This window comes from Halopenitus salinus, from assembly GCF_042662125.1.
Taxonomy (GTDB): Archaea; Halobacteriota; Halobacteria; order Halobacteriales; family Haloferacaceae; genus Halopenitus; species Halopenitus salinus.
The window spans coordinates 19,173-43,042 of record NZ_JBHSXL010000001.1; the positions used below are offsets into that span (position 1 = coordinate 19,173).

Annotated in this window: 24 protein-coding genes and 1 tRNA gene; 10 read left to right on the plus strand and 15 right to left on the minus strand. The window is 67.5% G+C overall.

The window, feature by feature from the left end:
• Positions 1–85: 85 nt before the first annotated feature.
• Positions 86–526 (minus strand): MaoC family dehydratase, encoded by a 441-nt coding sequence (locus ACFQE9_RS00085; protein WP_379738648.1) that lies wholly within the window; start codon positions 524–526, stop codon positions 86–88.
• 194 nt (positions 527–720) lie between these two features.
• Here ACFQE9_RS00085 and ACFQE9_RS00090 point away from each other — a divergent pair, with 194 nt between their 5' ends.
• Positions 721–1,560 carry an NAD(+)/NADH kinase gene (locus ACFQE9_RS00090; RefSeq protein WP_379738650.1) on the plus strand — a complete coding sequence of 280 codons (840 nt, stop codon included), beginning with the start codon at positions 721–723 and terminating at the stop codon, positions 1,558–1,560.
• A gap of 24 nt (positions 1,561–1,584) precedes the next feature.
• On the plus strand, positions 1,585–2,025 hold the full coding sequence (locus tag ACFQE9_RS00095; protein ID WP_379738652.1) for a DUF7313 family protein: 441 nt from the start codon (positions 1,585–1,587) through the stop codon (positions 2,023–2,025).
• Between the two features lie 462 nt (positions 2,026–2,487).
• Here ACFQE9_RS00095 and ACFQE9_RS00100 read toward each other — a convergent pair whose 3' ends face one another.
• The 7 genes from ACFQE9_RS00100 to ACFQE9_RS00130 form a co-directional block, all read right to left on the minus strand.
• Positions 2,488–2,760, minus strand: coding sequence for a DUF7314 family protein (locus ACFQE9_RS00100; RefSeq protein ID WP_379738654.1), 273 nt, complete (start codon positions 2,758–2,760; stop codon positions 2,488–2,490).
• Between the two features lie 4 nt (positions 2,761–2,764).
• Positions 2,765–3,220, minus strand: coding sequence for a DUF7315 family membrane protein (locus ACFQE9_RS00105; RefSeq protein ID WP_379738656.1), 456 nt, complete (start codon positions 3,218–3,220; stop codon positions 2,765–2,767).
• Positions 3,221–3,343: 123 nt separating this feature from the next.
• Positions 3,344–4,117 (minus strand): cytochrome b family protein, encoded by a 774-nt coding sequence (locus ACFQE9_RS00110; protein ID WP_379739219.1) that lies wholly within the window; start codon positions 4,115–4,117, stop codon positions 3,344–3,346.
• A gap of 79 nt (positions 4,118–4,196) precedes the next feature.
• Positions 4,197–5,006, minus strand: coding sequence for a cytochrome b (locus ACFQE9_RS00115; protein WP_379738658.1), 810 nt, complete (start codon positions 5,004–5,006; stop codon positions 4,197–4,199).
• Positions 5,007–5,016: 10 nt separating this feature from the next.
• Positions 5,017–5,409 carry a DUF7318 family protein gene (locus ACFQE9_RS00120; RefSeq protein WP_379738660.1) on the minus strand — a complete coding sequence of 131 codons (393 nt, stop codon included), beginning with the start codon at positions 5,407–5,409 and terminating at the stop codon, positions 5,017–5,019.
• Complete coding sequence (locus ACFQE9_RS00125) at positions 5,406–6,065, minus strand: plastocyanin/azurin family copper-binding protein (RefSeq protein WP_379738662.1); 660 nt, start codon at positions 6,063–6,065, stop codon at positions 5,406–5,408. The genes ACFQE9_RS00120 and ACFQE9_RS00125 overlap by 4 nt, the downstream gene beginning before the upstream one ends.
• 185 nt (positions 6,066–6,250) lie before the next feature.
• Entirely contained in the window at positions 6,251–7,222 is a 972-nt protein-coding gene (locus tag ACFQE9_RS00130; RefSeq protein WP_379738664.1) for a DUF7319 domain-containing protein, read from the minus strand.
• Between the two features lie 142 nt (positions 7,223–7,364).
• On the opposite strand from ACFQE9_RS00130, the gene ACFQE9_RS00135 reads away from it, so the two are divergent.
• Positions 7,365–7,844: a DUF7321 family protein gene (locus ACFQE9_RS00135; protein WP_379738666.1), complete on the plus strand. Its 480-nt coding sequence runs from the start codon at positions 7,365–7,367 to the stop codon at positions 7,842–7,844.
• A 25-nt stretch (positions 7,845–7,869) separates the two neighbouring features.
• Here ACFQE9_RS00135 and nth read toward each other — a convergent pair whose 3' ends face one another.
• On the minus strand, positions 7,870–8,556 hold the full coding sequence (gene nth, locus ACFQE9_RS00140) for an endonuclease III (RefSeq protein ID WP_379738667.1): 687 nt from the start codon (positions 8,554–8,556) through the stop codon (positions 7,870–7,872).
• A 127-nt stretch (positions 8,557–8,683) separates the two neighbouring features.
• Positions 8,684–11,104 (minus strand): DUF2298 domain-containing protein, encoded by a 2,421-nt coding sequence (locus tag ACFQE9_RS00145; RefSeq protein ID WP_379738669.1) that lies wholly within the window; start codon positions 11,102–11,104, stop codon positions 8,684–8,686.
• Between the two features lie 145 nt (positions 11,105–11,249).
• Here ACFQE9_RS00145 and ACFQE9_RS00150 point away from each other — a divergent pair, with 145 nt between their 5' ends.
• The 4 genes from ACFQE9_RS00150 to eif1A all read left to right on the plus strand — a co-directional run bounded on the left by ACFQE9_RS00150 (position 11,250) and on the right by eif1A (position 13,287).
• Entirely contained in the window at positions 11,250–12,053 is an 804-nt protein-coding gene (locus ACFQE9_RS00150) for a glycosyltransferase (protein WP_379738671.1), read from the plus strand.
• A gap of 87 nt (positions 12,054–12,140) precedes the next feature.
• The gene (locus ACFQE9_RS00155) at positions 12,141–12,599 is read left to right on the plus strand and encodes a GtrA family protein (protein WP_379738673.1); all 459 of its coding nucleotides are present in this window, start codon (positions 12,141–12,143) and stop codon (positions 12,597–12,599) included.
• A gap of 159 nt (positions 12,600–12,758) precedes the next feature.
• A tRNA-Met gene (locus tag ACFQE9_RS00160) sits at positions 12,759–12,833 on the plus strand.
• 169 nt (positions 12,834–13,002) lie between these two features.
• Entirely contained in the window at positions 13,003–13,287 is a 285-nt protein-coding gene (gene eif1A / locus ACFQE9_RS00165) for a translation initiation factor eIF-1A (RefSeq protein WP_379738675.1), read from the plus strand.
• 79 nt (positions 13,288–13,366) lie between these two features.
• On the opposite strand, the gene ACFQE9_RS00170 is transcribed toward eif1A, so the two are convergent.
• The gene (locus ACFQE9_RS00170) at positions 13,367–13,882 is read right to left on the minus strand and encodes a nucleoside deaminase (RefSeq protein WP_379738677.1); all 516 of its coding nucleotides are present in this window, start codon (positions 13,880–13,882) and stop codon (positions 13,367–13,369) included.
• Between the two features lie 178 nt (positions 13,883–14,060).
• Between ACFQE9_RS00170 and ACFQE9_RS00175 the strand changes: the two genes are divergently transcribed.
• The 3 genes from ACFQE9_RS00175 to ACFQE9_RS00185 all read left to right on the plus strand — a co-directional run bounded on the left by ACFQE9_RS00175 (position 14,061) and on the right by ACFQE9_RS00185 (position 16,543).
• Complete coding sequence (locus ACFQE9_RS00175) at positions 14,061–14,762, plus strand: phosphoribosyltransferase (protein WP_379738679.1); 702 nt, start codon at positions 14,061–14,063, stop codon at positions 14,760–14,762.
• Positions 14,738–15,421: an HD domain-containing protein gene (locus ACFQE9_RS00180; RefSeq protein WP_379738681.1), complete on the plus strand. Its 684-nt coding sequence runs from the start codon at positions 14,738–14,740 to the stop codon at positions 15,419–15,421. Before ACFQE9_RS00175 ends, ACFQE9_RS00180 begins: the two co-directional genes overlap by 25 nt.
• A gap of 165 nt (positions 15,422–15,586) precedes the next feature.
• On the plus strand, positions 15,587–16,543 hold the full coding sequence (locus tag ACFQE9_RS00185; RefSeq protein ID WP_379738683.1) for an AEC family transporter: 957 nt from the start codon (positions 15,587–15,589) through the stop codon (positions 16,541–16,543).
• Between the two features lie 123 nt (positions 16,544–16,666).
• On the opposite strand, the gene ACFQE9_RS00190 is transcribed toward ACFQE9_RS00185, so the two are convergent.
• The 4 genes from ACFQE9_RS00190 to ACFQE9_RS00205 form a co-directional block, all read right to left on the minus strand.
• The gene (locus tag ACFQE9_RS00190) at positions 16,667–17,593 is read right to left on the minus strand and encodes a segregation/condensation protein A (RefSeq protein ID WP_379738685.1); all 927 of its coding nucleotides are present in this window, start codon (positions 17,591–17,593) and stop codon (positions 16,667–16,669) included.
• Positions 17,586–21,176, minus strand: coding sequence for a chromosome segregation protein SMC (gene smc, locus ACFQE9_RS00195; protein WP_379738687.1), 3,591 nt, complete (start codon positions 21,174–21,176; stop codon positions 17,586–17,588). Before smc ends, ACFQE9_RS00190 begins: the two co-directional genes overlap by 8 nt.
• 27 nt (positions 21,177–21,203) lie before the next feature.
• A complete protein-coding gene (locus ACFQE9_RS00200) occupies positions 21,204–21,590 on the minus strand; it encodes a DUF7518 family protein (protein ID WP_379738689.1) in 387 nt (128 codons plus the stop codon).
• 97 nt (positions 21,591–21,687) lie between these two features.
• A complete protein-coding gene (locus tag ACFQE9_RS00205) occupies positions 21,688–23,616 on the minus strand; it encodes a beta-CASP ribonuclease aCPSF1 (RefSeq protein ID WP_379738691.1) in 1,929 nt (642 codons plus the stop codon).
• Between the last annotated feature and the right edge of the window lie 254 nt (positions 23,617–23,870).

A 23,870-nucleotide genomic window follows, 5' to 3' on the forward strand; every position in this document is an offset into this window, starting at 1 on the left:
GGGACCCACCGGGCGACGGCCTTGAATCGACTCCTCACGGGTAGGTAGGGTTTCCTCGAACGGTGCTTCAGGCGACGCAGGACACTCACGGACGTCGCAGGAAGATGCTCGTCGCGCGCCACTCGATGACCTCCTCGCCGTCCTGGTTGTGCGCCGTCAACTCGCCCTCGATGTATCCGCGGTCGTCACGGGTCGTCGACTCCGTCGCATCGAGGATCCGGTGTTCGGCGTCGATCGTATCGCCGGCGCGGACCGGCGTCCGCCACCGAAGCTCGTCGACGCCGAAGGCGCCGACCGCGGAGCTGTCCTCGAGGAAGCCGTCGACGAGGAGTCGCATACAGACGCTCGCCGTGTACCAGCCGCTTGCGATCAGTCCGCCGTGGATCGTCTCCGCAGCCAGCTCCTCGTCGAGGTGGATCGGCTGTGGATCGTACCGTTCCGCAAAGTCCGTCATCTCGGCTTTCGGGACCGTGTAGCTGCCGAGGTCCTGTTTCGAGCCGACGTCGATGTCCTCGTAGTAGCGCATCGTCGTTGTGTCACGCGTCGTCGCGGAGCATAAAGGCGATCACCATCGCTCGACTGTGCGATCACCCCGCCGACCGTGCGAACGCTCACCCGACCGTTCGATCACTACCGCGCAGGTCCGCGGTCGCCCGACGATCGCGGTACGCTTCCTCGTCGTGTCGGGAGGTTTTTGAGCCAGCCCGCACCAGAACGCCCATGGCAGGATCGCGAACGCGGGTGGCGATCGTCGGCGGGGACCGCGCCGTCGCGGCCGTCGATCTCGAGGCGATCGCCTCCGAGGCGGGCGCGTCTCGTGGGGACGCGCCCGCGGCGATCGCGATAGAGCGCGTCGACCCGGAGCGAGCGGACGTCGTGCTCGCGGTCGGCGAACGCGGGCTCGTGGAGGCGGCCCGCAAGGCGCCCGAAGCGCCGATCGTCGCCGTCGAACTCGACGAGGACCCGTCCGACGGCCAACACGACCCGCAGTCGGTCGGATTCCCGGACGGAGGATCGCGATACGCGGTCGACATCGAGGGGATCGCGGACGCCCTCGATCGGATCGCCGACGGTGAGGGGCACGCCGGACTCTCGACCGTCGAACACCCGCTCCTCGCGGTGTCCGTGGACGGAGAGCCCGTCGACAGCGCGCTGTTCGACGTCACCCTCGTGACGAGCGAGCCGGCGCGGATCTCCGAATACGGGGTTCGAAGTGACGGCGAGGACCACGGGACGTTCCGGGCGGACGCCGTCACGGTGGCGACGCCGATCGGGAGCACGGGCTACGCACGGCGCGCCGGCGGGCCGGTGTCGTCGCCCGGCACCGGGCTGGTCGTCGTTCCGATCGCGCCGTTCTCGACGCGAACCGACACGTGGGTGCTCCGGAGTCCGGTGACGCTCTCCGTGGAACGCGACGAGGAGCCGGTCTCGCTCGTGATCGACGACGAGGAGCGTCGCAGGGTCGAAACCGACGAGCCCGTCTCGATCGTCGTCGACGACCAAGTCCGGATCGTGGTACCCGCTCCCGCGGACTCCGAGGCGGGATTGGAAAAACTCTAAAGAGTCGTAGTCCCAGGTACCAATATGGACCCACTGCAGTTCCTCGTCCCGCTCGGCTGGCTGTCGGTCGTCGGCCCGGCGATCCCGTTCGCCATCCTGACGCTGGCGGTGGCGAACGTCGCGACGCGCCACCGCGCGCACACGAAACACGTCGAGCAAGCCGCGGACTCGGACAGCGTGGACCAGTATCTCCCGCACGTGTTCACCAACTTCGGACTGGTGCTCGTCAGCTTCCTGTTCACGCTCATCAACCCCACCGGCGGCGCGATCATCTCCGTGATCGCCGTGACCATCCTCGTGGCGGACCTCTTCGAGCACGAGGCGCGAAACGTCGAGGCGCGAAACGAGATGGAGATCGAAAAGCCGAAGAGCACGATCGCGGCCTCCTCGCTCGTGTTGATCTACGCGATCTACTACGTGCTGCACGCGCTCAACGCGACGTTCTGGTCGGGCCTGTTCGCGTAGGGGCCACCGGGGCGGGCGTTCGCGGGCGCCCCGTTTCGATCTTCTTTTCGTGGGGCCGAGTCCGTGGCGACGATTCCGTATCGTGTCCCGTCCGTTCTCACGTCCCGTCCGTCCTCACGTCCCGTCCTCACATTCTCTGTGTCCTCGGATCGAGGTCGAACACACCGGCGAACCGCCGTGGCCGGTGTCGCCAGCGAGCCCGTCCGTCGACGTCGACGCCACGCACCGAGAGGCGGACGCCCCCGCGACCCTCCCGGGACGGACTGCGGGCGCGACGTCCCCATCACGGACCGATCGACGAACGCGTCGCGGGACGAAACCGAGCCGGAGAGATGGAACCGAGACGAGCGATGGGCCGCGAGCACGCGGCTGTGGCTGTTGGCCGTAGCGGAGAACGGACGGAAAGGGGAAAGGGAAGAACGAACGTGCTACGTTTCGGGCGATTCGGACCGGAGAACGCGTTCAGCTCGAGGCTTCTTCGGTCATGCTGCGGCGGAGCTCCCGGAAGATCGGGATCAGGATCCAGTAGGTCACCGGCCCGAGGATCATGAGCCACAGGAACGCGTCGCTGGCGAAGATCCCGATCGCCTGATAGACGTTGTTCGGTTCGGGCGCCTGGACGGTCAGCTGCTGGATGGCGTAGTACTCCGGTGTGCGGTACCACCCGGCGAAGATGAACCACCCGAGGGCTCCGACCATCGACAGGGACAGACCCTTCATGAACTCGTCGGCCATCGATCTAATCTTCGTCGGAGTCCTCTTGAGGCTTTCCCATTCCCTGGGCGCGAAACCGCGTGCCGAGCACGTAGATGGCGGAGCCGAGGAGGATGGAGCACACGCCCGAGAGCGCGAGCACGGCGGTGAGAACGCCCTCGGAGAGGGAGAGGCCGACGGCACCGAGCACCCCGGCGATCGCCGAACGCAGGAGGCTCACCTGCAGCGTCGCCGCGTCGATCAACACGAAGCCGAACACGAAGGTGACGACCGCGATGAGCGTCGAAAAGACGGTGATCGTCTTGTAGAGCCGCAGCGGGACGACGATCTCCCTCCCGCCCGGTCCCACGTTGGGGCCGGTGGGTTCGAGATCGGGCTCGGAGCGTTCGGATTTCGGGACCGGATCGCCCGTCGCGTCCGTCCCGCGGACGGGCTCCTCGTCGTCTCGTGGATCGTCGTCGGCGGAACGATCGGTGACCATGTGGTTCGGATACGGGAAACGGGGTGAATCGAGGCGGATCGGGTCGAGGCGGATCGGATCTCGAGTCGACGGACGGATCGAGGCAAGGCGAGGCGACGGATCGGGGTTCGAACCCGGAGGCCGTCACTTCGGCGGTCGAAGCCGGTAGTACCGCTTGTTGAGGTCGTACATGTACCCCTCCCGCATCGTCTTGAGCACCGCGTAGGTGATCACGCCCGAGAGCGCCGGCAGGACGAAACAGAGCGTGAACAGGAGCTCGAGCTCGACGGGGAAGAAGTTCTGGATCGCGAGCGCGGCGAGCGTCACCGACAACACGGCGCCGGTGACGCCGACGGCCGACCAGAACGGCTGCTCGACGGGGCGGCGAGCGTTCCCCTTGTTGAGGAAGGGAACGAGCGCGACGACGCCGATGATGATCCCGTGGGCGACGATGCCGAAGAACTCGTGGGACATCACCTTGCGGCCGCCCAGCACCGACAGCTCGGGGTTGATCGGGTTGAGCTTCAACAGCCCGAACGACCAGTAGAGGTACCAGTCGGGCAGGATGATCGACGGCGTCGAACTCGGGTTGGCGGGCTCCCCGAAGTGGGCCGGCATCGTCGCGGAGACGAGGATGATGATCCCGACGAAGAAGCTCGTGATCGCCAGGTTCCGGATCGTCTCGTGGGGCCAGGCCGGAAAGCCGAGCACGTCGCGTTCGACGTAGGTCGACTCCTGTCTGAGGTCCTGGTCCTCGCGGCGCGAGCGCTCGAAGTACTCGTAGGTGAGCCGCGAGAGTCCCTGGCTGCGCTCCTTGCGCTCGCTCCAGGTCGGCGTTTCGTCGTCCGGCGGGACGGTCGCCGGCGGACCGCCGTCCGTTCGAGGCTCGCCGCCCTCCGTGGCGCCGCCGTCAGCCATCGCCGGTCCGCGATCGTCGCGGTCGTCGCGGTCGTCGCGGTCGTCTCGGTCGGTCGATGAGGTGTCTTCGGTCATTGGTTCAGTGCGGTTCCGCGATGCCCTGCACCCAGACGATGCCGACGTGAAGCGCGATGAGCGCGGTCACGATGAACGGCAACAGGAAGACGTGCAGGATGTACATCCGAACGAGCGTTGCCTGTCCGAGGGTGAACCCGCCGAACAGTAGCTGTGCGGCCCACTCGCCGATGATGGGCGTCGCAAGCGCCATCTCGACGCCGATCTGGCCGGCCCAGAAGGACAGCTGCTTCCAGGGGAGCAGGTAGCCGGTATACCCGAACAGCAGGGTCAACATGATGAGGACGACGCCGAGGACCCAGTTGACCTCGCGCGGCTCCTTGTAGGCGCCGGTGAAGTAGACCCGGAGCATGTGGAGGAAGACCGCGGCGACCATGAACTGGGCGGCCCAGCGGTGGATCGACCGGAGCATGAGCCCGAACTGCAGGTCCTTCATGATCGCGTCGATCGACAGCCACGCGGCGGTCGGGTCGCCGGTCGCGGCCGCACCCGCCGTCGACGGCGAGTAGTAGAACCCCAACAACGCGCCGGAGACCGCGGCGACGAGGTAGGCGATTATCGAGAGGGACCCAAGCGAGTACAGGGGATACCAGTACCAGAACTTGTTGTCCAGATCGTACTGTTCGGTGTGGCTCTTCGGCATCTGGAGGTTGACGCGGTAATAAAGCGTCTCGAGCAGCTCCAGATAATCGACGATCCGAAGCCGCTTGTCCATCCAGATAAGCGCCGTCAGGAACGTCGACTCGATGACCGTGAGGTCCTTGCGTTCGAGCCAGGCGTCGTGGTCGAATTCGTCCTTTTTTTCGAGGCTCATTGGTCGTTCGTTACCGCTTGTAGTAGGGGTAGACCGCGCGTTTGACCGTCTCCCATGCGTCCTCCGGGTCCGCGAGCGACTCGCCCTCGACGTCCTCCTCGCGGACGTAGAGGTCCTCCCACTTGCGACGTCGCTTCTTGACGACCATCACGTCGGGGAGGAACTCCTTGCGGTACAACGCGAGGACGAACGCGAGGTCGATGAAGACCAACGCGAGCAGCCCGCCGAGGAACATGTTGCCGAACTCGGTGGTCGCCCATCCGAACATGAGACCGTAGACGAACAGGAACACGAAGACGACTTCGATGATCGTCAAGAGGACGATCGCGATCGCGGCGGCGGTGCTCTCGCGTGCCGGCTCGTACCGGTGGATGTCGCCGTAGGAGGACCCGTTCGAGCTCATCGGCCCCCTCCATGTCCGGAGTGTGCGGACTCGCCGTATTTGAGCACGTAGAACGTGAACGCGAGGGTCAACGTGATCGCGACGCCGGAAACGAGTCCGACCCAGTGGGCGTGCAGCGGAACGCCGATGTCGTGGACGCTCTCGGGCCACCCGGTGTTGGCGCCGCCGACCTCCTCGGTTTCGATGTCCTCGCCGACGGCCAGGCCGGCGTGCATGCCGACCTGAGCGTGGGGGTCACACTGGTAGTGGGTGATGCCGGCGTCCTCCTCGGACGTCTCGTACTCGAAGGTGAATCCACCCTCGCCCGTGATCTGGCTCTCGAACGACGCGGGACCCTCGACGGCGTGTACGTTGTGGTCGCCGCCGTTGCCCGTCCACTCCCAGATCACGGTCGTTCCGGGGTCGACCCACACCTTCGTCGGGCCGAACGCCAAGCCGTCGCCGGCCCCCACCGAGATCGTCACCTCGTCCTGGCCGCGAGCGTCGAGGTAGGTACCGAGGTTCCCGCTCTCGACCGCCGAGGGCCACACGGGCCGTACCTCGGCGCCCCCTCCCCCGCCGTCCTCCTGGGCGGCGGCCGAGCCGGTCGCCGCGGTTGCGGCCGTGGCCGCGGCCGCCGAGCCGCCGGCCGTGCGCATAAACTCCCGCCGTTTCATACGGATCGAAGTCAGATCGGCGCGCGCTTAAACCCACCGACTATAGTCGATCGACGGGAGCGATCGAGTCCCCACGAGATCGCGAGCGAGACGGTTCATCGGCCCCGATCGGCGGGGTCGAACTCGGCAGCCGAACGACCGATATTCGACGTCCGAACGTTTCGCGCTCGTCGGCCGGCCGGCCCTCACTCGGCGTCCGATCGATCCGCATTCGACGACCCGGACTGCTCGTTTTCGGAGACGATCTCGGGGAGGCCCGGGCGTCGTTTCGCCTCCTCGAGCGCCCGGAGCCGGTCGCGGTACTCCGCCGACCGAAACCGGTCGGAGAGCCGGGCGTTCGCGACCGTCGAGAACAGAAACAGCGCCCCGAACAGGAAGACGAGTCCCATCGCGGGCGCAACGAGCGTGTCCAGATCCGAGAGCAGCCACGCGCCGAAGAGCAGGACGGCGGCGACGAGCTGGACGCCCGCGACGACCTGCATCATCTGGTTGCCGAGCTCGCTCGACCCGCCGGAGACGTCCTCGGGATTCGGAAGCGACCAGTTCGACGGTGGCTCCGCGACCTCGAAGGACTCCATCGAGCAGAGCGCGACGAGCGGCTCCACGTCGCGGAGGACCGTTCCCTGTCCGCGAACGTCGCCGTTGGAACGAACGACCGCGTACCCCTCGTCGGAGTAGACGACGATCCGCTCGTCGTCGCCATCCTCGTCCCCCTCTCCGTCACCGTCCTCGTCCGCGCCCGCGTCCGTCACGCGCTCCACCGTTCCGAAGATCTCGCGTTTCGCGATCCGATCCTTGATCTCGGCCTCCAGGCGCTCGAGGAGGCGCTCGCCGGTGATCCACGTATCGGGATCGAAGGCGGCGTCCCACTCCTCGGCGTTCATCCGTGCCATGTCGGCGGGACCGAACTCATCGAAGTCGTACTTCTCGTCGACCTCCCGTCTCAGAGCCTCGAGATCGGGGTCGTCTCCGTCCTCGGAGTCGGACGGCCCTGGTTCGGTGGACGTTCGGGACGACTCCCCGGAGGGCTCGGATGACGCCCCGGACGCCGTCGAAGGTTCTCGATCCCCGGATCGATCGTCGGACGCGGATCGACCGTCAGCGGAGGCGGAAGCGGGGGACCGACCGTCCTCGGACGTGCCGGCGGAATCGGTCATTGTCGGGAGTAGTACCGCCGCGGGTGTTAGACTTTCGTCCCGTCGACATCCGATCGGGCCCGAAACCGCCGGCGTTCCCGGATCGTGGGAACGGAACGGGCGATCGGGACCCTTTAGCGGTGTGCGCGGCGAACGTCCGACCATGGTCGAGTCCGCGTACGTGGCGATCGCGGTCGCGGTCTGTGTGACCGCGAGCCTCCCGTTTTTCCTCTACGGGGCGTGGGTGATGATCGACGCGGACGTCGTCACCTGGGACCTCCTCGTCTACCACCTGCGGTTCGTCGTGACCGGACTCGTGTTGACCACGGTGCCGATGGTGACCTGGATGATCCCGCGGCTGTTCGATCAGCTCACGGGCGCCGCCGTGATCCACGCGTTCTTCGGGATTCAGGCGTACGCGCTGTTGACCTTCGCGTTGACGGGGATCTACAGGATCTACGAGGCGAAACGCGACGCGGACCTGTATGCGGATCCCGACCGGGACGTCGACCTCGACGACCTCCACGAGAACATGGGACACTGGCGGACGCGGCTTCGCGTCGGCGTCTTCGGGTACACGATCCTCTGGATCTGCGCGTGGCTCACCGGGCTCTACCGGCTCGTGACCCTCCATCTCCTCTAAGGATGGAGGGACGCTACGTCCGCGATCACGACCACACCTCGCCGCTCGCGAGGTCCACCTCGGAGTCGAGCTTCGAGGACGGACAGACGTCCTCCAGCACGCAGTCCGAGCAGTCGGGGTTTCGCGCGGTACACCGGGCGCGTCCGTGATCGATGAACAGGTGGGTGAACGCCTGCCACCGGCCGCGAGGAACGATCTCCATCAGGTCCTCCTCGATCCGCTCCGGCGTCTCCTCCTCCGTGATCCCGAGCCGCCGGGAGATCCGCTGGACGTGCGTGTCGACGACGATCCCCTCGACGACGTCGTGGCCGTGTTGTAACACCACGTTCGCGGTCTTGCGCCCGACGCCGGCCAGCTCCGTGAGCTCCGACATCGTGTCGGGGACCTCACCGTCGTGCTCCTCGATGATGTCCCGGCACGCGGACCGGATGTAGCTGGCCTTGTTGTTGTAGTAGGTGATGGAGGAGATGTCCTCGGCCAGCTCCTCCTGGTCGGCCTCGGCGTAGTCGGCGGCGTCCTCGTACTTCTCGAAGAGGTCCGCACAGACGGCGTTGACCCGCTCGTCCGTACACTGTGCGGAGAGGATCACGGCGATGAGCAGCTCGAGGCGGTTCGAGTAGCGCAACGAGATGCTCGAGTCCGGATACTCCTCCGACAGTCGATCGAGAACCTCGGCGACCTGGTCCTCCCTGCTCTCGAGCGGCGTTCCCATACCGGCCCATCGGCCCCCCCCGAGTTGAACCGTTCGAACTCCCGCGAGCCGATCGGCGGCTCGAACTCGCACGAGCGACAGACAGGTCGGACCCTCGCGAGCCGAACGGAATCGGTCGCCCCCGCGGTCACGCCGCCAGTCGGTCGTGATCGACGCGATAGATTCGGACGCCGTCGGTCTCGAAGGCGATCTCGACGCCCCGGAGATCGCCGATCGAAACGTCCTCGCCGTAGCGGGCACGCTCGCCCGGTCCGACCCAGACGTACCGGACGTCGTACTCGCGGAGGACGGCCACGCGCTCGGCGTCGGATCCGGCGTAGGCGCGGTCGACGTCCGCGACGCGGCCGTAGTAGGCCTCGGTCCCGCGATAGCCGACCTGGTGGTCCCATCCCGCGACCGTCGGGATGCCGGTGAACGAGGAGGCCGGGTTCGCCTCCCAGGTGTAGGGCCCCGGTTCGCCGGGATGCTCCGCGAGCCCCTCCGGGGACCGGGTCGCCCCCGGCGCGGCGAGCAGGACGTCCTCGCGGGTCGCGTGCGCGTCAAGCCACCGGATCCCGGCCGCCTCGGCCGATCGGTTCTCCTCGAGGTGGGCGGTCGCATCGAGGGTACCGGCGTCGTTGGCCGCGAAGTGCCCGCCGAGCGCGAACGCGGCGTACGGGAGGACGGACACGACGAGCACCACCACGACGACGCGCGACGCCGCGCGTTGGTCGGGCAGACGGGCGCGGACCCCGCCGAGGAGCGCGACCGATTTCGACCGGGTGGCCGGCACCGAGAATCCTCTCGCGTACGCGAGGGCGAGGACCACCCCGAGCGCGACTCCCCAGAGGACCCACACGTTGAAGTAGATCTTGAAGACGGTGTTGAGCCTCCCCGGACCGGCCAGCTCGGAGAGGTGGACGAACTCGACGAGTCCGACGAGCCCTGCACCCGCGAGCACCAGGGTCGTCTCGAAGCCCACGTCCCGACCGGTCCGCGAGGCGACCCAGCCGAGCACCAGGATCGGTCCCACGAGCGCGACCGCGGGGACTCCGACGAGGACGCCGGCCACCGCGAGCGCGAGAACCCCGCCGACGAGGGGGAGCCGACCGGAGGGGAACCGCCCCAGCAGGTAGAGGAGGAACCCCGCGAGGAAGACGCCGTGGACGCGAACGAGCGCGCCGAGCGCGGAGCGATCGGCCGGATCCACGAGGGCGGGCGTCTGCTGGCCGCCGGCGGACAGGAGAAACGGCGCCGCGAGGACGAACCCGAGGGCGCCGAGGACGACCGTGACCGCGAGCGCGCCGCTCGTACGTTCGATCTCGGTGCGAAGCGGCCCCGAATCGAGACGCGAGCGGAGCACGGAGCGGAGACGATCGCCTCCCGGAAGAAGCGTCACCGGCGAGGCCGGCGCGAACGCGAGCGCGAGCCAGCAGACCCCGAGCAGCGTCGGGAGGTCCCAGGTGTGGATCACGGCGAGGGTCCCGAGGAACGGGACCACGACGCCGACGAGGAGGCCGCGTCGCCGCGCGATCGACGACTGGGGCGTTCGCCAGTAGGCGTAGGCGACCGCCGTCCCGAACAGGAGGAAGGGCGCCCCGAGCATGTGTGCGTGGAGGTCGCCGTTGAGGAACGCGAAGAGCGGGAACTCGTTTATCGTCCCGTCGATCACCCGGCTCGCCGTCCAGTAGTGGAACCGCGCTGTATCGGCGAGCAGGGTTTCTGCCGCCTCCGGCCCCCCGGTCGTGACGAGGCCGGCGAGCGTTCGAGCGGCCGGATCGGGAAGGGTCCGCAAGGCGATCCCGATGGCCGGAACGAGGTTGCTCGCGAGCCCGACGAGGACGGCCGCGAGGGCGCCGGCACGGGCGGCGCCGCGTTCGGCGAGTCCGCGATCCGCCGCGATCGCGCGGGCGAGATCGAAGGCGCCAGCGACGAGACAGGCGTAGGCACCCGCCAAACCGAGGTTGTACGCGTACGCGGGCGGCGTGCCCGTGAGGGTGGCGACGAGCGCGACCGCGAGATGGCCGCCGTAGTAGTAGGTGAGCGGCTCGCCCGCGAACCAGACGTCCGTCGGCGGAAGCGTCTCCGCGCGAAGGATCGACCGGAGGAGCCCGTAGTCGAGGAACTTCTCGCCGCCGACGGGCACGACGGCCGGGTCGGCGGCCCGTATCGCGACCACGAACAGGAACGCCGCGAGGAAGACGACCGCCGATGACGTCGCCGCGGACGGGTCCGTCGTCCGCTCCGTGATCCACTCGAGGTCGACGACCCCGCGAAGGTCGCCGACGTCGATCCGACGATCGACGAGCGCCTTCCGGTCGACGCCGACGGGAAGCGCGGCGGCCGAGACGAGGAGGAGGGCGCCGACGCCGAGCCACGCGGTCCAGTCGCCGTATGCCACTCGGCCGACCCAGAGCGCGACCGTCGTCGAAACGGCAAGCGCGACGACCGGCGAAAATCCGATCCCGCCGGCCGGAAAGCCCCGGAAGATCCGCGCCGTGAGCGGATACGCGATCCCCCCCAGGACGGCGAACGCGAGGAGCCACCGGACGACGAGGAGGTACTCCATGTGGACCGGAAGCGGCGCGAACGCTGAAACGTCTTCGGGTCGAGAGCGCGGGGGCGCACGCCCGGATCCCGAACCGCTCGGGCCGAGCCACCGACGCGACCGCGAGCCGCACGGCTTTTCTATCGGTGACCCGGTATCGATGGGTATGGACGGCAGTCTCGGGGTCGTGATACCCGCCTTTCGACCGGACGTCGACCGGCTGTCGGCGTACGTGGCGGCGATCGACGGCGGCCTCTCCCCCGAGACGATCCGGGTCGAGCTCGACGATCCCGAACACGGCGTCACAAACCGGCTCCGCGATGCGACCGACGGAGCGGAGGCGGCGACGGTCGTCTCCGTCTCTGAGCGCCGACGCGGGAAGGGGGCCGCCATCACCGCCGGGTTCGAGGCGCTCTCGACGGACGTCCTCGCGTTCCTCGACGCCGACGGGGCGACGCCCGTCGACTCCGCCGTGCGGGTGATCGAGCCCGTCCGGGACGGAACCGCGGACCTGGCCGTCGGCTCGCGGCGGCATCCGGACTCCGCGGTCGGATCCCACCAGACCGTGTTCCGGCGCGCGCTCGGCGACGCGTTCGCGTGGCTGGCCCGGCGCCTGCTCGAGACGCCGCTTTACGACTACCAGTGCGGCGCGAAGGCCATCACCGCGGACGCCTGGCGTCGGCTGCGCGGCGACGTCTACGAGTCGGGGTTCGCCTGGGACATCGAACTCGTCGCGCTCGCCGGCGCACACGGCGCACGCGTGCTCGAGGTGCCGATCCGCTGGGAGGACAGGCCGGGATCGACCGTCGATCCGGTCCGCGACACGCTCGGCATGTTCCGGGGGCTCCTGACGGCGAGACATCGCGAGCGGATCGCCGCCGGAAGCCGTCTCCACCGGATGATCGCCTCCGATCCGGGACCGTCGCTTCCGGAACGGCTACACGAGAGCCCCGGACGTGATCCGACGTGACCGTCGACGAGGCGGGCGTGAAACGGGAGCGCGTGAAACTGGAACGTGTGGACTGGGAGACCCTGATCGAATGAGGGACGAGACCCCATGAGGACGCTCCGGGACGCGCTCGGCGAGCTGGCACGCGGCGCGCGGTTCGGCAGGTTCCTCTCCGTGGGCGCGCTCGGCGCGCTCGTCGACCTGCCGATCAGCACCGCCCTCACGCTGGGGGCCGTCCTCGAGCCGCAGTGGGCGAAGGTCGTCGGCACGGAGTGTGCGATCATCGTGATGTTTCTGATCAACGACGCCTGGACGTTCGAGGCCCACGGCGCCGCGGGACGCCGCGCCAAGCTCCGGCGGCTCGTCCGCTCGAACGTCGTCCGGTCGGGCGGGCTCGCCGTCCAGTTCGTGGTCGTCTGGACGCTCACGGACCTCGACGTCGCGATCCACCTGGCCGGGATCGACGTCTGGCCGGTGGTGACGATGCCCATCGCGATCGGGACGTCGGTGCTCGTCAACTACGTCGCGGAGAGCCTGTTCACCTGGCGGGTGACGACGGACCGGTGACGATCGGTTCTCCGCCCGTTCGATCCGCGCATCTCCGGGTCGTCCGGCCCGCTTCCGGCCCATCCGCTTATAAGCGCCCCGACGGCCGTTTCACGGCGTGAACCCGCATACGGCAGCCGAATCACAACCCTTAACCGTTGGACCGGTGTTCGATCCGATAGCGGGATGGGATAGCCAGGAGATTCCGCCGGGCTCATAACCCGGAGATCGGTGGTTCAAATCCACTTCCCGCTATGCTCGTTTCTCGTCGCGGTTCACTCGACGGTCGTTCTCCGTGATCGACACTCCGAGATCGTTACTTCGCGATCGCTTTACCGATCACTCCCACGATTCCCTCGATGAGTTCCGGCGATCGTGACGTCCGGATCCGACACCTTATCAGTCGGGACGGCCTATACAGCGTGTGACTGAGGAAAGCGGGCGTCGGAACCTCCGAATGCCCAACGACGATCAGGTGTTCGCGGTCGTGACCGAGATGCTGGGACACAGCCGCGTGACGCTTCGGTGTGCGGACGGCGTCGAACGGATGGGGCGGATCCCGGGTCGAATGAAGTACCGAAACTGGATCAACCGGGACGACGTCGTGCTGGCGGAGCCCTGGAGCTTCCAGGACGAGAAGGCGAACGTCGAGTGGCGCTACGACGAGTCGGCGGCCGACCAGCTCCGCCGCGAAGGCCACATCGAGTAGCTCCGTTTTCGAGACGTCCCGTCGTACGACCCCCGACGGCCACTCGCGAGTGTGCTCCGATCTGTTCGGTGTCCGTCGATCACTCCCGTGTCCGCCGATCGTCCCACCCGTACTCCTCGTGAACGGCTCGGCCGGCCCCGTTCGCGAGCGGACCGATCACCTCGGTTTGATCCCCGAGGATCTCGGCTGATCGGACGTCGGGGACCGGTCGGCCGGTGAAGGCGGCGACCTCGTCGCTTCCGACCGCGTAGACGATCCGCGCGAGCCCCGCCCGTCGAAGCCCGCCCGCACACATCGGACACGGCTCCGTGCTCGTGTACATGACCGTGCGTGCACGCTCGTCCGGGTCGTCCCGTCGAACGGCGAGGGAGGCCAAGTCGAGTTCCGGATGCCGGCGGAGATCGTCGTCGGTGTGTACCCGATTGGACGCCTCGGCGACGACCTCGTCGTCGCGAACCAGCACGGAGCCGAACGGCTCGTCGCCGCGGTCGGCCGCCTCCCGCGCCAGCTCGAGGGCCCGACGCATGTGTCGGTCGTGGTCGAAGGCGTCGATGGGCGACTCCGGCGGTCCGGCGAGGGGATCAGCGTCGGTCACGCGCGGTCGGTTCGTGTGGGGAGACGAAAAGCGATCCGCTCGTTTCCTCCCCTTTCGATCTCGGGGGTGCTCGCTTCCCGTGATCGTGTTTCGGCACCGTTCGCGGAGCGAACACGCACGAACGCGGCGGATCCATCGGAAAATCCTTATGGTGGCGCGGGCGCCATCTCCGGGCGAAATGAGCGATCTCCCGGACGATTTCAACTGTACCATCACCAACTGGGAGTACATCTACGGGCTGTGCCGGACCGTCTCGAACCGGGTGAAGCGCGCCGACTTCGAGCCGGACGTCGTCGTCGCGCTGGCGCGGGGGGGCTGGTTCGCCGGGCGGTGTATCTGTGATTTCCTCGGGCTCGACGACCTCACGAGCCTCAAGATGGAACACTACGTCGGAACCGGAAGGAAGGCCGACGAGCCGCAGGTCCGATACCCCATGCCGGAGGGCAGCGTCGAGGGGAAGGACGTCCTCGTCATCGACGACATCGCCGACACCGGTGGATCGATCCGGCGGGCGGAGGAGTACGTCACCGATCGGAATCCCCGGGAGGTTCGGACGGCGACCCTCCAGCTGCTCGAGACCTCCGAGTTCGAGCCTGACTTCGTCGGCGAGCGCCTTGAGGAGTGGGCGTGGGTCGTCTACCCGTGGAACTTCATCGAGGACATGATCGACCTGCTGTCGGGGGTCATGGAGCGGGCTGACGCGGAGACGTTCTCACGCGAGGACGTCCGCCGGCTCTTCGCGCGCCACCACGACGTGAGCCGCATGGAGATGGAGATCGCCCAGCCGAACCGCATGGACGAGGTGCTCACGGAGATGGAACGCCGCGACGTGATCGAGACCGCGGGCCGGGACCGATGGCGGCTCCGCGATCCCGCGTGAGCGACCCGACCGGCGGGGCCTCGATCCCCGGATCCGTCATCGATTCGCTGCTGGAGGCGCTGGCGCTGAAGGACGAGCGCCGGACCGGCTGGCAGCTTCGCGGCGTCGAGGAGCCGGAGTCGGTCGCGGCCCACTCGTGGGGAGTCGCCTACCTCGTCGTCGCGATCGGAGAGACGTTCGAGTCGGAGTTGCCCGGCATCGATCTCGACGCCGCCCTCCGGCTCGCGGTCGTCCACGACGTCGCGGAGGCGCGAACGGGCGACGTCCCGACCCGCGCCGATCCCGAGGCGGCGGGCGACCTCCCTGACGAGGCGGACCAGGAGGCCGCGGAACGGCGAGCGATGGCCGATATCGCGGGCGAACTGCCCGGTCCCGTACTCGAGGAGTGGGAGGAGTACGAGCGGCGCGAGTCGCCGGAGGCGACGCTCGTCAAGGAGCTCGACCTGCTCGACATGTGTCTACAGGCGCTCCATTACGAGTCGACCGGACGCTATGATCCCACCGCGTCCGGTCCGGGCGATCCGGACGCCTTCGCGGAGTACGACGCCCTCGACGAGTTCTTCGCCACCGCCGAGCCGCGGCTGCGGACCGACACGGGTCGAGGATACTTCGACCGGATCCGGAACCGGTATGTCGAGGCGCGGGACAGAGAGGAATGATCGAAGCGACGATGAGGGCAGAATCTCGAGAGATCGACGACATGGACGGGAACCCGAGACGATGACACGCCAGGATCGAACCGCGAGGGAGAGCGAGTCGAACCGACGAGGACGAGCGAAGGTTCAAAACGGGAGAGACATCGACGGCGGGAGCGCGGATGGCCGATGAACGAGCTCGTCGGGATCTTCACCTCGGCGGTGCTCCCGATCGTCGCGATCGCCGGCGTCGGGTTCGTGCTCGGACGAACGAAGGACGTCGACCCGGGATCGCTCAACACGGCGGTCGTCTACGTGCTCGCGCCGGCGCTCGTCTTCCACAGCCTCGCGCTCACGGCGCTTTCGGCCGGCACGCTCGCCCGCATCGCCGGCGGCGTCGTCCTGTTCACGCTCTCGATGGTCGCCGTGGGGGAGGTGATCGGTCGCGCGCTCGGCACCGAGGAGCCCCTGTTGAGCGCGCTGTTGCTCGTTGCGATCTTCTCGAACAGCGGGAACCTCGGGATCCCGGTGTCGGACTTCGCCTTCGGGGACGTCGGCAGACAGACGGCCGTGCTCTTCCTTTCGGTCCAGTCGGTGCTCATGTACACGGTCGGCGTGTACTTGGCGTCGCGATCCGGCGGATCGTCGGGACTCTCCGGCGTGAAGAAGGTGTTTTTCGTCCCGCTCGTCTACGCCGTCGTCGCCGCGCTCCTGGCTCGTGCGGCCGACGTGGTCCCGCCCGCAGGATCGGCCACGATGGAGGCGGTCGGGCTCGTCGGCGACTCCTCGATCCCCGTCATGCTCCTCATCCTCGGGATCGAGCTCTCGCGGACCGACTACGGGGGCGCGTTGGCGAGTACGGCCGTCCCGGCCGCGATGCGGCTGGCCCTCGCGCCGCTTTTGGGGCTCGCCATCGTCACCGTCCTGGGCTTCGAGAACCAGACGGTCGCTCGCGTGTTCGTCCTCGAGACGGCGATGCCGGCGGCGATCACCCCGCTCATCCTGGTCGTGGAGTTCGCCGGATCGGACACGGAGGGGATCACGGCGCCGGAACTCATCTCGACGAGCGTGCTCGTGACGACGATCGTCTCGGTCCCGTATCTGACGCTCGTGATCGCGCTCCTCCAGTCGGGACTGCTCATCTGAGAGGACGGGGACGCACGTCCGAGAAGACGGGAATACGCATCCGAAAACACGAGACCCGTCTGGAACACGGAGGTGCCAGACGCTCCGGGGTCCCGAGGCAAGGGGAAGACCTTCCGAGGGGATCTAGTCCGCGATGGCTTCCGACTCGACCGCCGGCGCGTTCGGATCGCGGACCCACAGATCGCCGAAGAGCTCGTCCTGCTGGAGACGGACGCCGCCGCGGTGTGCCATGAAAAGCAGCGCGAGGAACGTCATGAACGGACGTCCGCCCGCCGTTTCGATCTCGGCGAACAGCACCTCGTTTCGGCCCTTCTCATAGCGAGTTCGCAGGGCCGATCGGACGTCGTCGATGACCGACTCGATGTCCTCGTCGTGCGTGCCGCCGGTGACGTCGCCCTCGGTCGGCTCCCCGTCGCGGCGGAACTCGTCGGCGTCGCGGTAGTCGACGGTCTGGGTGCCCCGGTCGTATCCACGCGGCGAGCCGGAGGTGTCGTACTCGCGCGAGCGCTTCCACCACGAGCCGCGTTCGGCCTCGCGAAGCTCACGAACGAGCTCGTCGAGCGTTTCGGGGGACCCCCGGGTGTTCTTCCGCTCCAGGCGGCGGTCCATCTCCGCTTCGAGCTGGTCGACCGGATCGAACCCGGACGCACCGGAACCCTCACCGTCCTCGCCCGGCGCGACCGCGGCGTCGCCGCCCTGCATGGCGGCCTCCCACGGCTCGAGTTCCGGCTCGTCGGGCTCGTCATCGTCGTCGTCCGACAACATCGCGTCGCTTTTCATCCGGAGGAGGACGCTCGCGTAGAACAGCGCCCTCCCCGTCGTCCGCAGGTCCCTGGCGTCGAGCTCCTCGAGGAACGCGTCCGTGACCCGGACGATGTCGATGTCCCACGGCTCGATCTCCCCCTCCTCGGCGAGCTGGACGAGGAGTTCGACCGGTTCGACCGCGTCCTCGTCGTCCGGTTCGCTCGGGGGCTCGACGTCGAGGTCATCGAGGGCGCCCGGATCGTCGCCACCGTCTTCGGGGGAAACATCGCTCCCGCGGTCAGTCATCCGCGAGCACCTCCCCGTCCGCGTCCTCGCCGTCCCCGCCGAACTGCATCCCGGTGACGGCGGAGACGTTGTCCTCCTGCATCGTCACGCCGATCGCCCGCTCGGAGCGCTCGAGGAGGGCGGAGCGGTGGGAGACGACCACGAACTGCGCCTCGCCGGCCAGCTCGTGGACCATCTCGCCGACCCGCTCGGCGTTTACGGCATCGAGGAAGGCGTCGACCTCGTCGAGCGCGTAGAACGGCGCGGGGTTGTGCCGCTGGATCGCGAAGATGAACGCCAGCGCCGTGAGCGACTTCTCGCCACCGGACATCGCGTCGAGCCGCTGGACCGGCTTGTCGGCCGGCTGGGCCTTCATCGTGAGCCCCTCCTCGAAGGGGTCCTCGGGGTTCTCCAGGACGAGCTCGCCGGTCCCCGCCGAGAGCCGCTCGAAGATGTCCTCGAAGTGCTCGTTGATCGACTCGAAGGCGTCCATGAAGCTGCGCTTCTTCCTCGACTCGTACTCGTCGATCCGCGCCTCGATCCCGTCGCGCTCCTCGACGAGCACGTCCCGACGCTCCTGGAGGCGGTCGAGGGCCTCCTCGACCTCGTCGTACTCGTCAATCGCGCGCATGTTGACCGGCTCGAGCGCCGCCATCTTCGCCTCCAGCTCGTCGATCCGGTTTTCGACCGTCTCGTGGTCGGGCACGTCCTCCGGGTCGTACTCGCCGACCTGTGACTCGAGTTCGTCGATCTCCCACTCCAGCCGGTCGGCCCGGTCGCGGAGATCGTCGAGCGTCGACTCGACGTCGTCCACCTGTCGACGCTTTTCGTCACGCTCGTCGACGGCCGCAGAGAGGGTCTCCTTCAGGTCCGTCCGGTCCTCCTTGAGGTCGACGAGTTCGGCCTCCAGCTCCTCGATCGCCTCGTGTTTCTCCTCGAGCAGCTCGCGTTTCTCGGCGATGACGTCCTCGTGGTCCGCGATCGTCTCCTCGGCCTCCGCCTTCTTGTTTTGGGCCTCCTCGATGCGGTCGTGGAGCTCCTCGACGGCCTCCTCGGCGTATCCCTTCTCGAGTTGGATCTCGTTGAGCCGGCCGTCGAGGTCGTCCATGCGGGACTCGAGTTCGTCGATCTCCTCGCGGATGTCGTCCGCCCGACTCGTGAGCTCGGGGATCCGGGAGTCCTCGAGTTCCGATTCGATCTCCTCGATCCGTGCCTCGATCTCGGCCTGCTCGTCGTCGAGCCCCTCGAGTTCCGAATCGAGCTCGGCCATTCGCTCGTCGACGGTCTCGCGCTCCTCGCGGAGCTCCTCGAGTTCGTCCTCGAGCTCGTCGATCCGATCGCGTTGGTCCTCGAGGTCCGTCTCCCCGCGCTCGATGTCGGCTTCGACCGATCGGACGCGCTCTTCGGCGTCGGCCTTGCGCTCTCTGGCGTCGTCGATCTCCGCGTCCAGCTCGTCGATCGACGACTCGAGATCGCGACGTTCGTCCTCGAGCTCCGAGATCTCCTCGCCGAGACGCTCGAGCTTTCCGCCGCTCGAGGTGCTAAAGGAGAACCGCGAGCCGCCGCCGGAGCCGCCGGTCATCGCGCCGGACTTCTCGACGAGGTCGCCCTCGAGCGTCACCATGCGGTAGTCGCCCATCAGGTCGCGGGCGGTCCGCATGTCCTCGACGACGAGCGTCGACCCGAGGACGTACGAGAAGACCGGCTCGTAGCGCTCGTCGTACTCCACGAGGTTCCGCGCGAAGTCGACGACGCCGGGCATCGTCGGCAGCCGCGGGAGCCCACGGTCGTCGAGTTCGGTGATGGGAAGGAACGTCGCCCGCCCCGCGTTACGGCTCTTGAGGTGCTCGATACACGTCTCGCCGACCCCGTCGTCGTCGACGACGACGTTGGCCAGCCGGCCGCCGGCGGCGGTCTCACACGCCTCGGCGTAGGTCGGCTCGACGGACGCCAGCTCGCCGACCGGGCCGTGGACCCCGTCGATCCCGGCGTTTCTGACGGTGGTGACCGCCCGTGGCCACGAGGAGTCGCCGCGGTCGCGCGCGTCGGCCTCGAGTTTCGCGTACTCGCTTTGTTTTTCTCGAAGGCTCTCTTCGACCTCCTCGAGCCGCTCTTTGAGCTCCGCCTTCTCGGAGAACAGCTCCGCGATCGTCTCCTCGATCGACTCGCGGTTCCGCTCGGCTTTGTCCAGCTCGCCCTGAAGCTCGGAGATCCGGGCCTTCAGGTCGGGCACCCGTTCGTGGGCCGCTTCGAGGTCCGACTGCGCCTCGCTCACCTCGTTCGAGCGGCGTCTGGCCCGATCGAGCAGCCGATCCTTCTCGCGTTGGAGCTCGTTTCGCTCCTCCTTTAGCGACTCGAGCGATTCCTTTTCGTCGGCGAGGTCCGCCTTGAGCTCGTCGTACTGGGTGTCTATCCCCTCGATCTCCTCGCGGACGTCGGCGAGATCCGATCGCCGTTCCGCGATCTCGGATTTGACCGAGGCCTTCTCGACCTTGATCGCCTTCTCGTCCTCCGCGAGGTCGTCGATCGTCTCCTGTTTGCGGTCGATCTGGACGAACGCGTCGCGTCTGTCCGCCTCCGCCTCCTCGCGGCGCGCCTCCGCGTTCTCGATCTTCCCCTCGATCCGCGAGATGTCGCCTTTGATCTCCTCGATCTCCGATTTGATCGCGATCTGTTCGTCCTCGCCCTTCCGTTCGATCTCGTCGTTGAGCTCGGACAGCTCCGCCTCCAGGCGGGTCACCCGGCCCTGTCTGGCGTCGAGTTCGCCCTGGAGCTCCTCGAGTTCCGATTCCGTGTCCTCGATCTCCGCCGTGACCGACGCGTGCGCCTCGCGTTTCTCCTCGAGTTCGGCCGCCTTGAGGTAGCCGCGATACTCGTCGCGCTCCTCGCGGTGTGACTGGTACTCGAGTGCGGTCTCGCGTTCGTCGGCGAGCTGATCGAGGCGATCGCGCTTCTCCTCGATCCGGAGGTCGGCCTCGTCGATGCGGTCCTCGACGGCCTCCAGCTCCTCGAAGGCCGCCTCCTTCTTCTCGTCGAACTCGGCGACGCCCGCGATCTCGTCGATGATGCCGCGGCGTTGATACGGCGTCATGTTGATGATCTCGGTGACGTCGCCCTGCATCACGACGTTGTACCCCTCCGGCGCGACGCCCGCCTGCGCGAGCAGGTCCTGGATGTCGGAGAGGTTGACCGAGCGGCCGTTGAGGTAGTAATACGAGTAGTAGTTGTCCTCGGTGCGCTTGACGCGGCGTTTGACCGTGATCTCCTCGACGTCGCCGACGTTCTCGGAGCCGGCCGCCGAGACGACCTGGCCGCGATCGAGGGTGCCCTCGGAGTTGTCGAGGACGACGGTGACGGCCGCCTCGTCGGGGCCGGACGACTCGGCGTCGTCGTCGTGTCCGGGGTTGTAGATCAGGTCGGTGAGCTTCTCCGCGCGGATGCCGCGCGTCCGGGCGAGCCCGAGCGCGAAGAGGATCCCGTCGATGATGTTGGACTTGCCCGACCCGTTCGGGCCCGTGATGACCGTGAAGTCCCGGTAGAAGGGGATCCGCGTCTTCCGCCCGAAGCTCTTGAAATCGTCCAGAACGACTTCCTTGATGTGCATGGTGTGCTCGCGAGTGGGGACGCGAGCCTACGCGACGATGATGTCGCTTTCCTCCGTGTCCCCGTCGTCTGCGGTCTCCCGTGATTCCTCGCCCGCACCGTCCGACCCCTCGGCGGACGCGCCGTTCGTCTGCGGCGAGCCCGCGTCCGTCTCCTCGGCGGCCTGTTCGACCACGTCGACGTGGTCGTCGCTCTTCGTCGTCCGCTCGCTCACCGGTTCCTCGGGCGTCGGGCCCGCGCTCGGCTGGTCGGTGCCGGCCGCGGCCTCGGCCGCCGCGTCTCCGGGCGCCGATCGGTCGCCCTCCTCCAGCTCGCGAACGCGTTCTTTCATCTCCACGAGCTCCTCGGTCAGGCCGTTGACGGCCGCCTGGAGCTCGCCGACCTGTCGTTCGAGTTCCTCGACGCGGTTACTCATGTGTGGATTGGGTCGTGGAAGACGTATAAATCTGTGTCAGACGTCCGTGCGACTTCATCACACGATCGGCGGGCGATCCCTCCGGAGGGAACGCCGTTCACTTGAACCGGAACGTCTCGAGGTTCTTCGGCGCGAACGTCCGCATGTTGTACTCGTGATACAGCGCCGACGAGAGGTCCTGTACCGATCGCTCGTCGCCGTGGACACAGAGCACCTTCTCGGGGCGGGGGTTCATCGTCTTCACGAAGTTCTCGAGGCCCTGCCTGTCGGCGTGTCCGGAGAAGCCGTCCACGGTCTCGACCTCCATGTTCAACGAGAGCGTGCCGTTTCGACCGCCGTCGTTGCCCCAGTCCGAGACGGGGATCTCGTCCCAGCCGTTCTGGATGCGCCGGCCCAGGGTCCCTTGCGCCTGGTAGCCGACGAAAAGCAGCGTGGAGTCCGGATCCGGACCGAGGTGGCGCAGCCAGGACATGATCGGACCGCCCTCGATCATCCCCGACGTCGAGAGGACGATGCACTGTTCGCCGTCGGCGACCTCCTGGCGTTCGTCCTCGCCGCCGTCGATGTGGTTGAACTGGTCGGCGAGGAACGGGTTCTCGTCCTCGTGGAAGATCCGATCGCGGAGTTCGTCGCGGAGGTACTCGGGGTAGGTGGTGTGGATCGCCGTCGCCTCCCAGATCATCCCGTCGAGGTGGACCGGCATCTCCGGGATCTCGTCGTTGCGCATCGCCTCCTCCAACACGAGCATGATCTCCTGGGAGCGGCCGACCGCGAACGCCGGGATGACGATGTTTCCGCCCCGGTCGTACGACTCGTTTATGACCTTCTTCAGCTTGCGCTCGGAGTCCTCCTGGTCCGTCTGGTAGTCGTTTCTGCCGCCGTAGGTCGACTCCATCACGAGCGTCTCCACGCGCGGGAAGTCGTTCACCGCGCCGTTGAACAGGCGGGTGTCGTCGTAGTGGATGTCCCCCGAGAAGGCGACGTTGTAGAGCCCGTCGCCGATGTGGAAGTGGACCACACCGGAGCCCAGGATGTGGCCGGCGTTGTGGAAGGTGACCTTCACGTCGGGCGCGATGTCGGTGACGTCGCCGTACTCGATCGGGATCGTGTGTTTGATCGCCTCGCGAACCTGCGAGGACTCGTAGGGGGGCGTGCGACCCTCCTTGGCCGCGACGTCGAGGTAGTCGAGCTGCAGCAGGCCCATCAGGTCCCGGGTCGGCTCCGTCGTGTAGATGGGGCCGTCGTAGCCGTACTTGAACAGGATCGGGATGAGCGCCGAGTGGTCGAGGTGGGCGTGGGTCAACACGACGGCGTCGATGTTCGTCGCGCCCGCGCCGAGCGCCTCGGGGATCTGGAGGTAGGGCACCTCGCCCTCCGCACCGGGCTTGTCGCCGCAGTCGATGAGGATCCGCGTCTCCGGCGTCGAGAGGATGAAGGCCGCACGCCCGACCTCGCGACAACACCCGAGGGTGGTGATCCGGACCCACTCGTCGTCGGACATCTCCTCGCGGTGGATCTGGCGGCCGACGCGCTCGAGGATGTCGCGGCGCTCCTCGCGTTCCTGTTTGAGGAAGTTCCGCACGTTCGAGACCGTCGAGGACTCGATGGGCGGCGTCCTGACGACCTCCGGCGTCCAGCCGATCTCCTGGGTGATCTCCCGAAGGGTCGAGCCGCGTCGTCCGATGACCATGCCGGGCTTTTCGGCCTCGATGACGACCTCGCCCGTGTCCTCGTGGAAGTCGAGGTCGGTGATCCCGGCCTCATCGGGGATCACCTTTCGGATCTGCGAGCGGGCGGTCTCGGGCGAGGAGAGCGTGCTCGGGTCGGGCCTGACCGTTATCCGCTTTCGAAGCTTCGATGCGAGCCGGCGAATGAGGTCGCCGTCGCCCGCGAACCGCTTGGGGTCGCGGGTGTAGACGACGAGTTCCGGACCCTCGTATTTGACGTCGGTGACCGAGACGTCGTTCGGGATCTCACGTTCTATCTGCGATCTGATGTTCTCGAGTTGCGTGTCGACTTGACTCATGTGTAGAGCGGACCTCGTTCGGTCCACGACCGTGGCCGGCGATCGCCGGATCGAACGTATCCGAGGTCGCGATCCGGCGGACGGAACGCCGACGACGTGAACGAAGGAGGCATAGTGGCTAGTACTGTCCGTAGCGCTGATCCGCGGGAAGAGACGTCGAAAACCCGCTTGCGTCGATGTATGACCTTCTCGTTATAAAACCCTTCGCAAACGGTCGACGATAGCCGTCCGAGATCGGTCGAGCGAGGTCGGGA

Excerpts from the sequence above, each read along its gene's own strand:
- ACFQE9_RS00190 (WP_379738685.1), bottom strand. The coding sequence starts at position 17,593 with ATGACTGACCGCGGGAGCGATGTTTCCCCCGAAGACGGTGGCGACGAT.
- ACFQE9_RS00090 (WP_379738650.1), top strand. The coding sequence starts at position 721 with ATGGCAGGATCGCGAACGCGGGTGGCGATCGTCGGCGGGGACCGCGCC.
- ACFQE9_RS00200 (WP_379738689.1), bottom strand. The coding sequence starts at position 21,590 with ATGAGTAACCGCGTCGAGGAACTCGAACGACAGGTCGGCGAGCTCCAG.
- ACFQE9_RS00175 (WP_379738679.1), top strand. The coding sequence starts at position 14,061 with ATGAGCGATCTCCCGGACGATTTCAACTGTACCATCACCAACTGGGAG.
- ACFQE9_RS00150 (WP_379738671.1), top strand. The coding sequence starts at position 11,250 with ATGGACGGCAGTCTCGGGGTCGTGATACCCGCCTTTCGACCGGACGTC.
- ACFQE9_RS00115 (WP_379738658.1), bottom strand. The coding sequence starts at position 5,006 with ATGAGCCTCGAAAAAAAGGACGAATTCGACCACGACGCCTGGCTCGAA.
- ACFQE9_RS00105 (WP_379738656.1), bottom strand. The coding sequence starts at position 3,220 with ATGGTCACCGATCGTTCCGCCGACGACGATCCACGAGACGACGAGGAG.
- ACFQE9_RS00185 (WP_379738683.1), top strand. The coding sequence starts at position 15,587 with ATGAACGAGCTCGTCGGGATCTTCACCTCGGCGGTGCTCCCGATCGTC.
- ACFQE9_RS00100 (WP_379738654.1), bottom strand. The coding sequence starts at position 2,760 with ATGGCCGACGAGTTCATGAAGGGTCTGTCCCTGTCGATGGTCGGAGCC.
- ACFQE9_RS00130 (WP_379738664.1), bottom strand. The coding sequence starts at position 7,222 with ATGACCGATTCCGCCGGCACGTCCGAGGACGGTCGGTCCCCCGCTTCC.
- ACFQE9_RS00120 (WP_379738660.1), bottom strand. The coding sequence starts at position 5,409 with ATGAGCTCGAACGGGTCCTCCTACGGCGACATCCACCGGTACGAGCCG.
- ACFQE9_RS00085 (WP_379738648.1), bottom strand. The coding sequence starts at position 526 with ATGCGCTACTACGAGGACATCGACGTCGGCTCGAAACAGGACCTCGGC.
- ACFQE9_RS00095 (WP_379738652.1), top strand. The coding sequence starts at position 1,585 with ATGGACCCACTGCAGTTCCTCGTCCCGCTCGGCTGGCTGTCGGTCGTC.
- ACFQE9_RS00205 (WP_379738691.1), bottom strand. The coding sequence starts at position 23,616 with ATGAGTCAAGTCGACACGCAACTCGAGAACATCAGATCGCAGATAGAA.
- ACFQE9_RS00180 (WP_379738681.1), top strand. The coding sequence starts at position 14,738 with ATGGCGGCTCCGCGATCCCGCGTGAGCGACCCGACCGGCGGGGCCTCG.
- ACFQE9_RS00145 (WP_379738669.1), bottom strand. The coding sequence starts at position 11,104 with ATGGAGTACCTCCTCGTCGTCCGGTGGCTCCTCGCGTTCGCCGTCCTG.
- ACFQE9_RS00155 (WP_379738673.1), top strand. The coding sequence starts at position 12,141 with ATGAGGACGCTCCGGGACGCGCTCGGCGAGCTGGCACGCGGCGCGCGG.
- smc (WP_379738687.1), bottom strand. The coding sequence starts at position 21,176 with ATGCACATCAAGGAAGTCGTTCTGGACGATTTCAAGAGCTTCGGGCGG.
- ACFQE9_RS00125 (WP_379738662.1), bottom strand. The coding sequence starts at position 6,065 with ATGAAACGGCGGGAGTTTATGCGCACGGCCGGCGGCTCGGCGGCCGCG.
- ACFQE9_RS00110 (WP_379739219.1), bottom strand. The coding sequence starts at position 4,117 with ATGGCTGACGGCGGCGCCACGGAGGGCGGCGAGCCTCGAACGGACGGC.
- nth (WP_379738667.1), bottom strand. The coding sequence starts at position 8,556 with ATGGGAACGCCGCTCGAGAGCAGGGAGGACCAGGTCGCCGAGGTTCTC.
- ACFQE9_RS00135 (WP_379738666.1), top strand. The coding sequence starts at position 7,365 with ATGGTCGAGTCCGCGTACGTGGCGATCGCGGTCGCGGTCTGTGTGACC.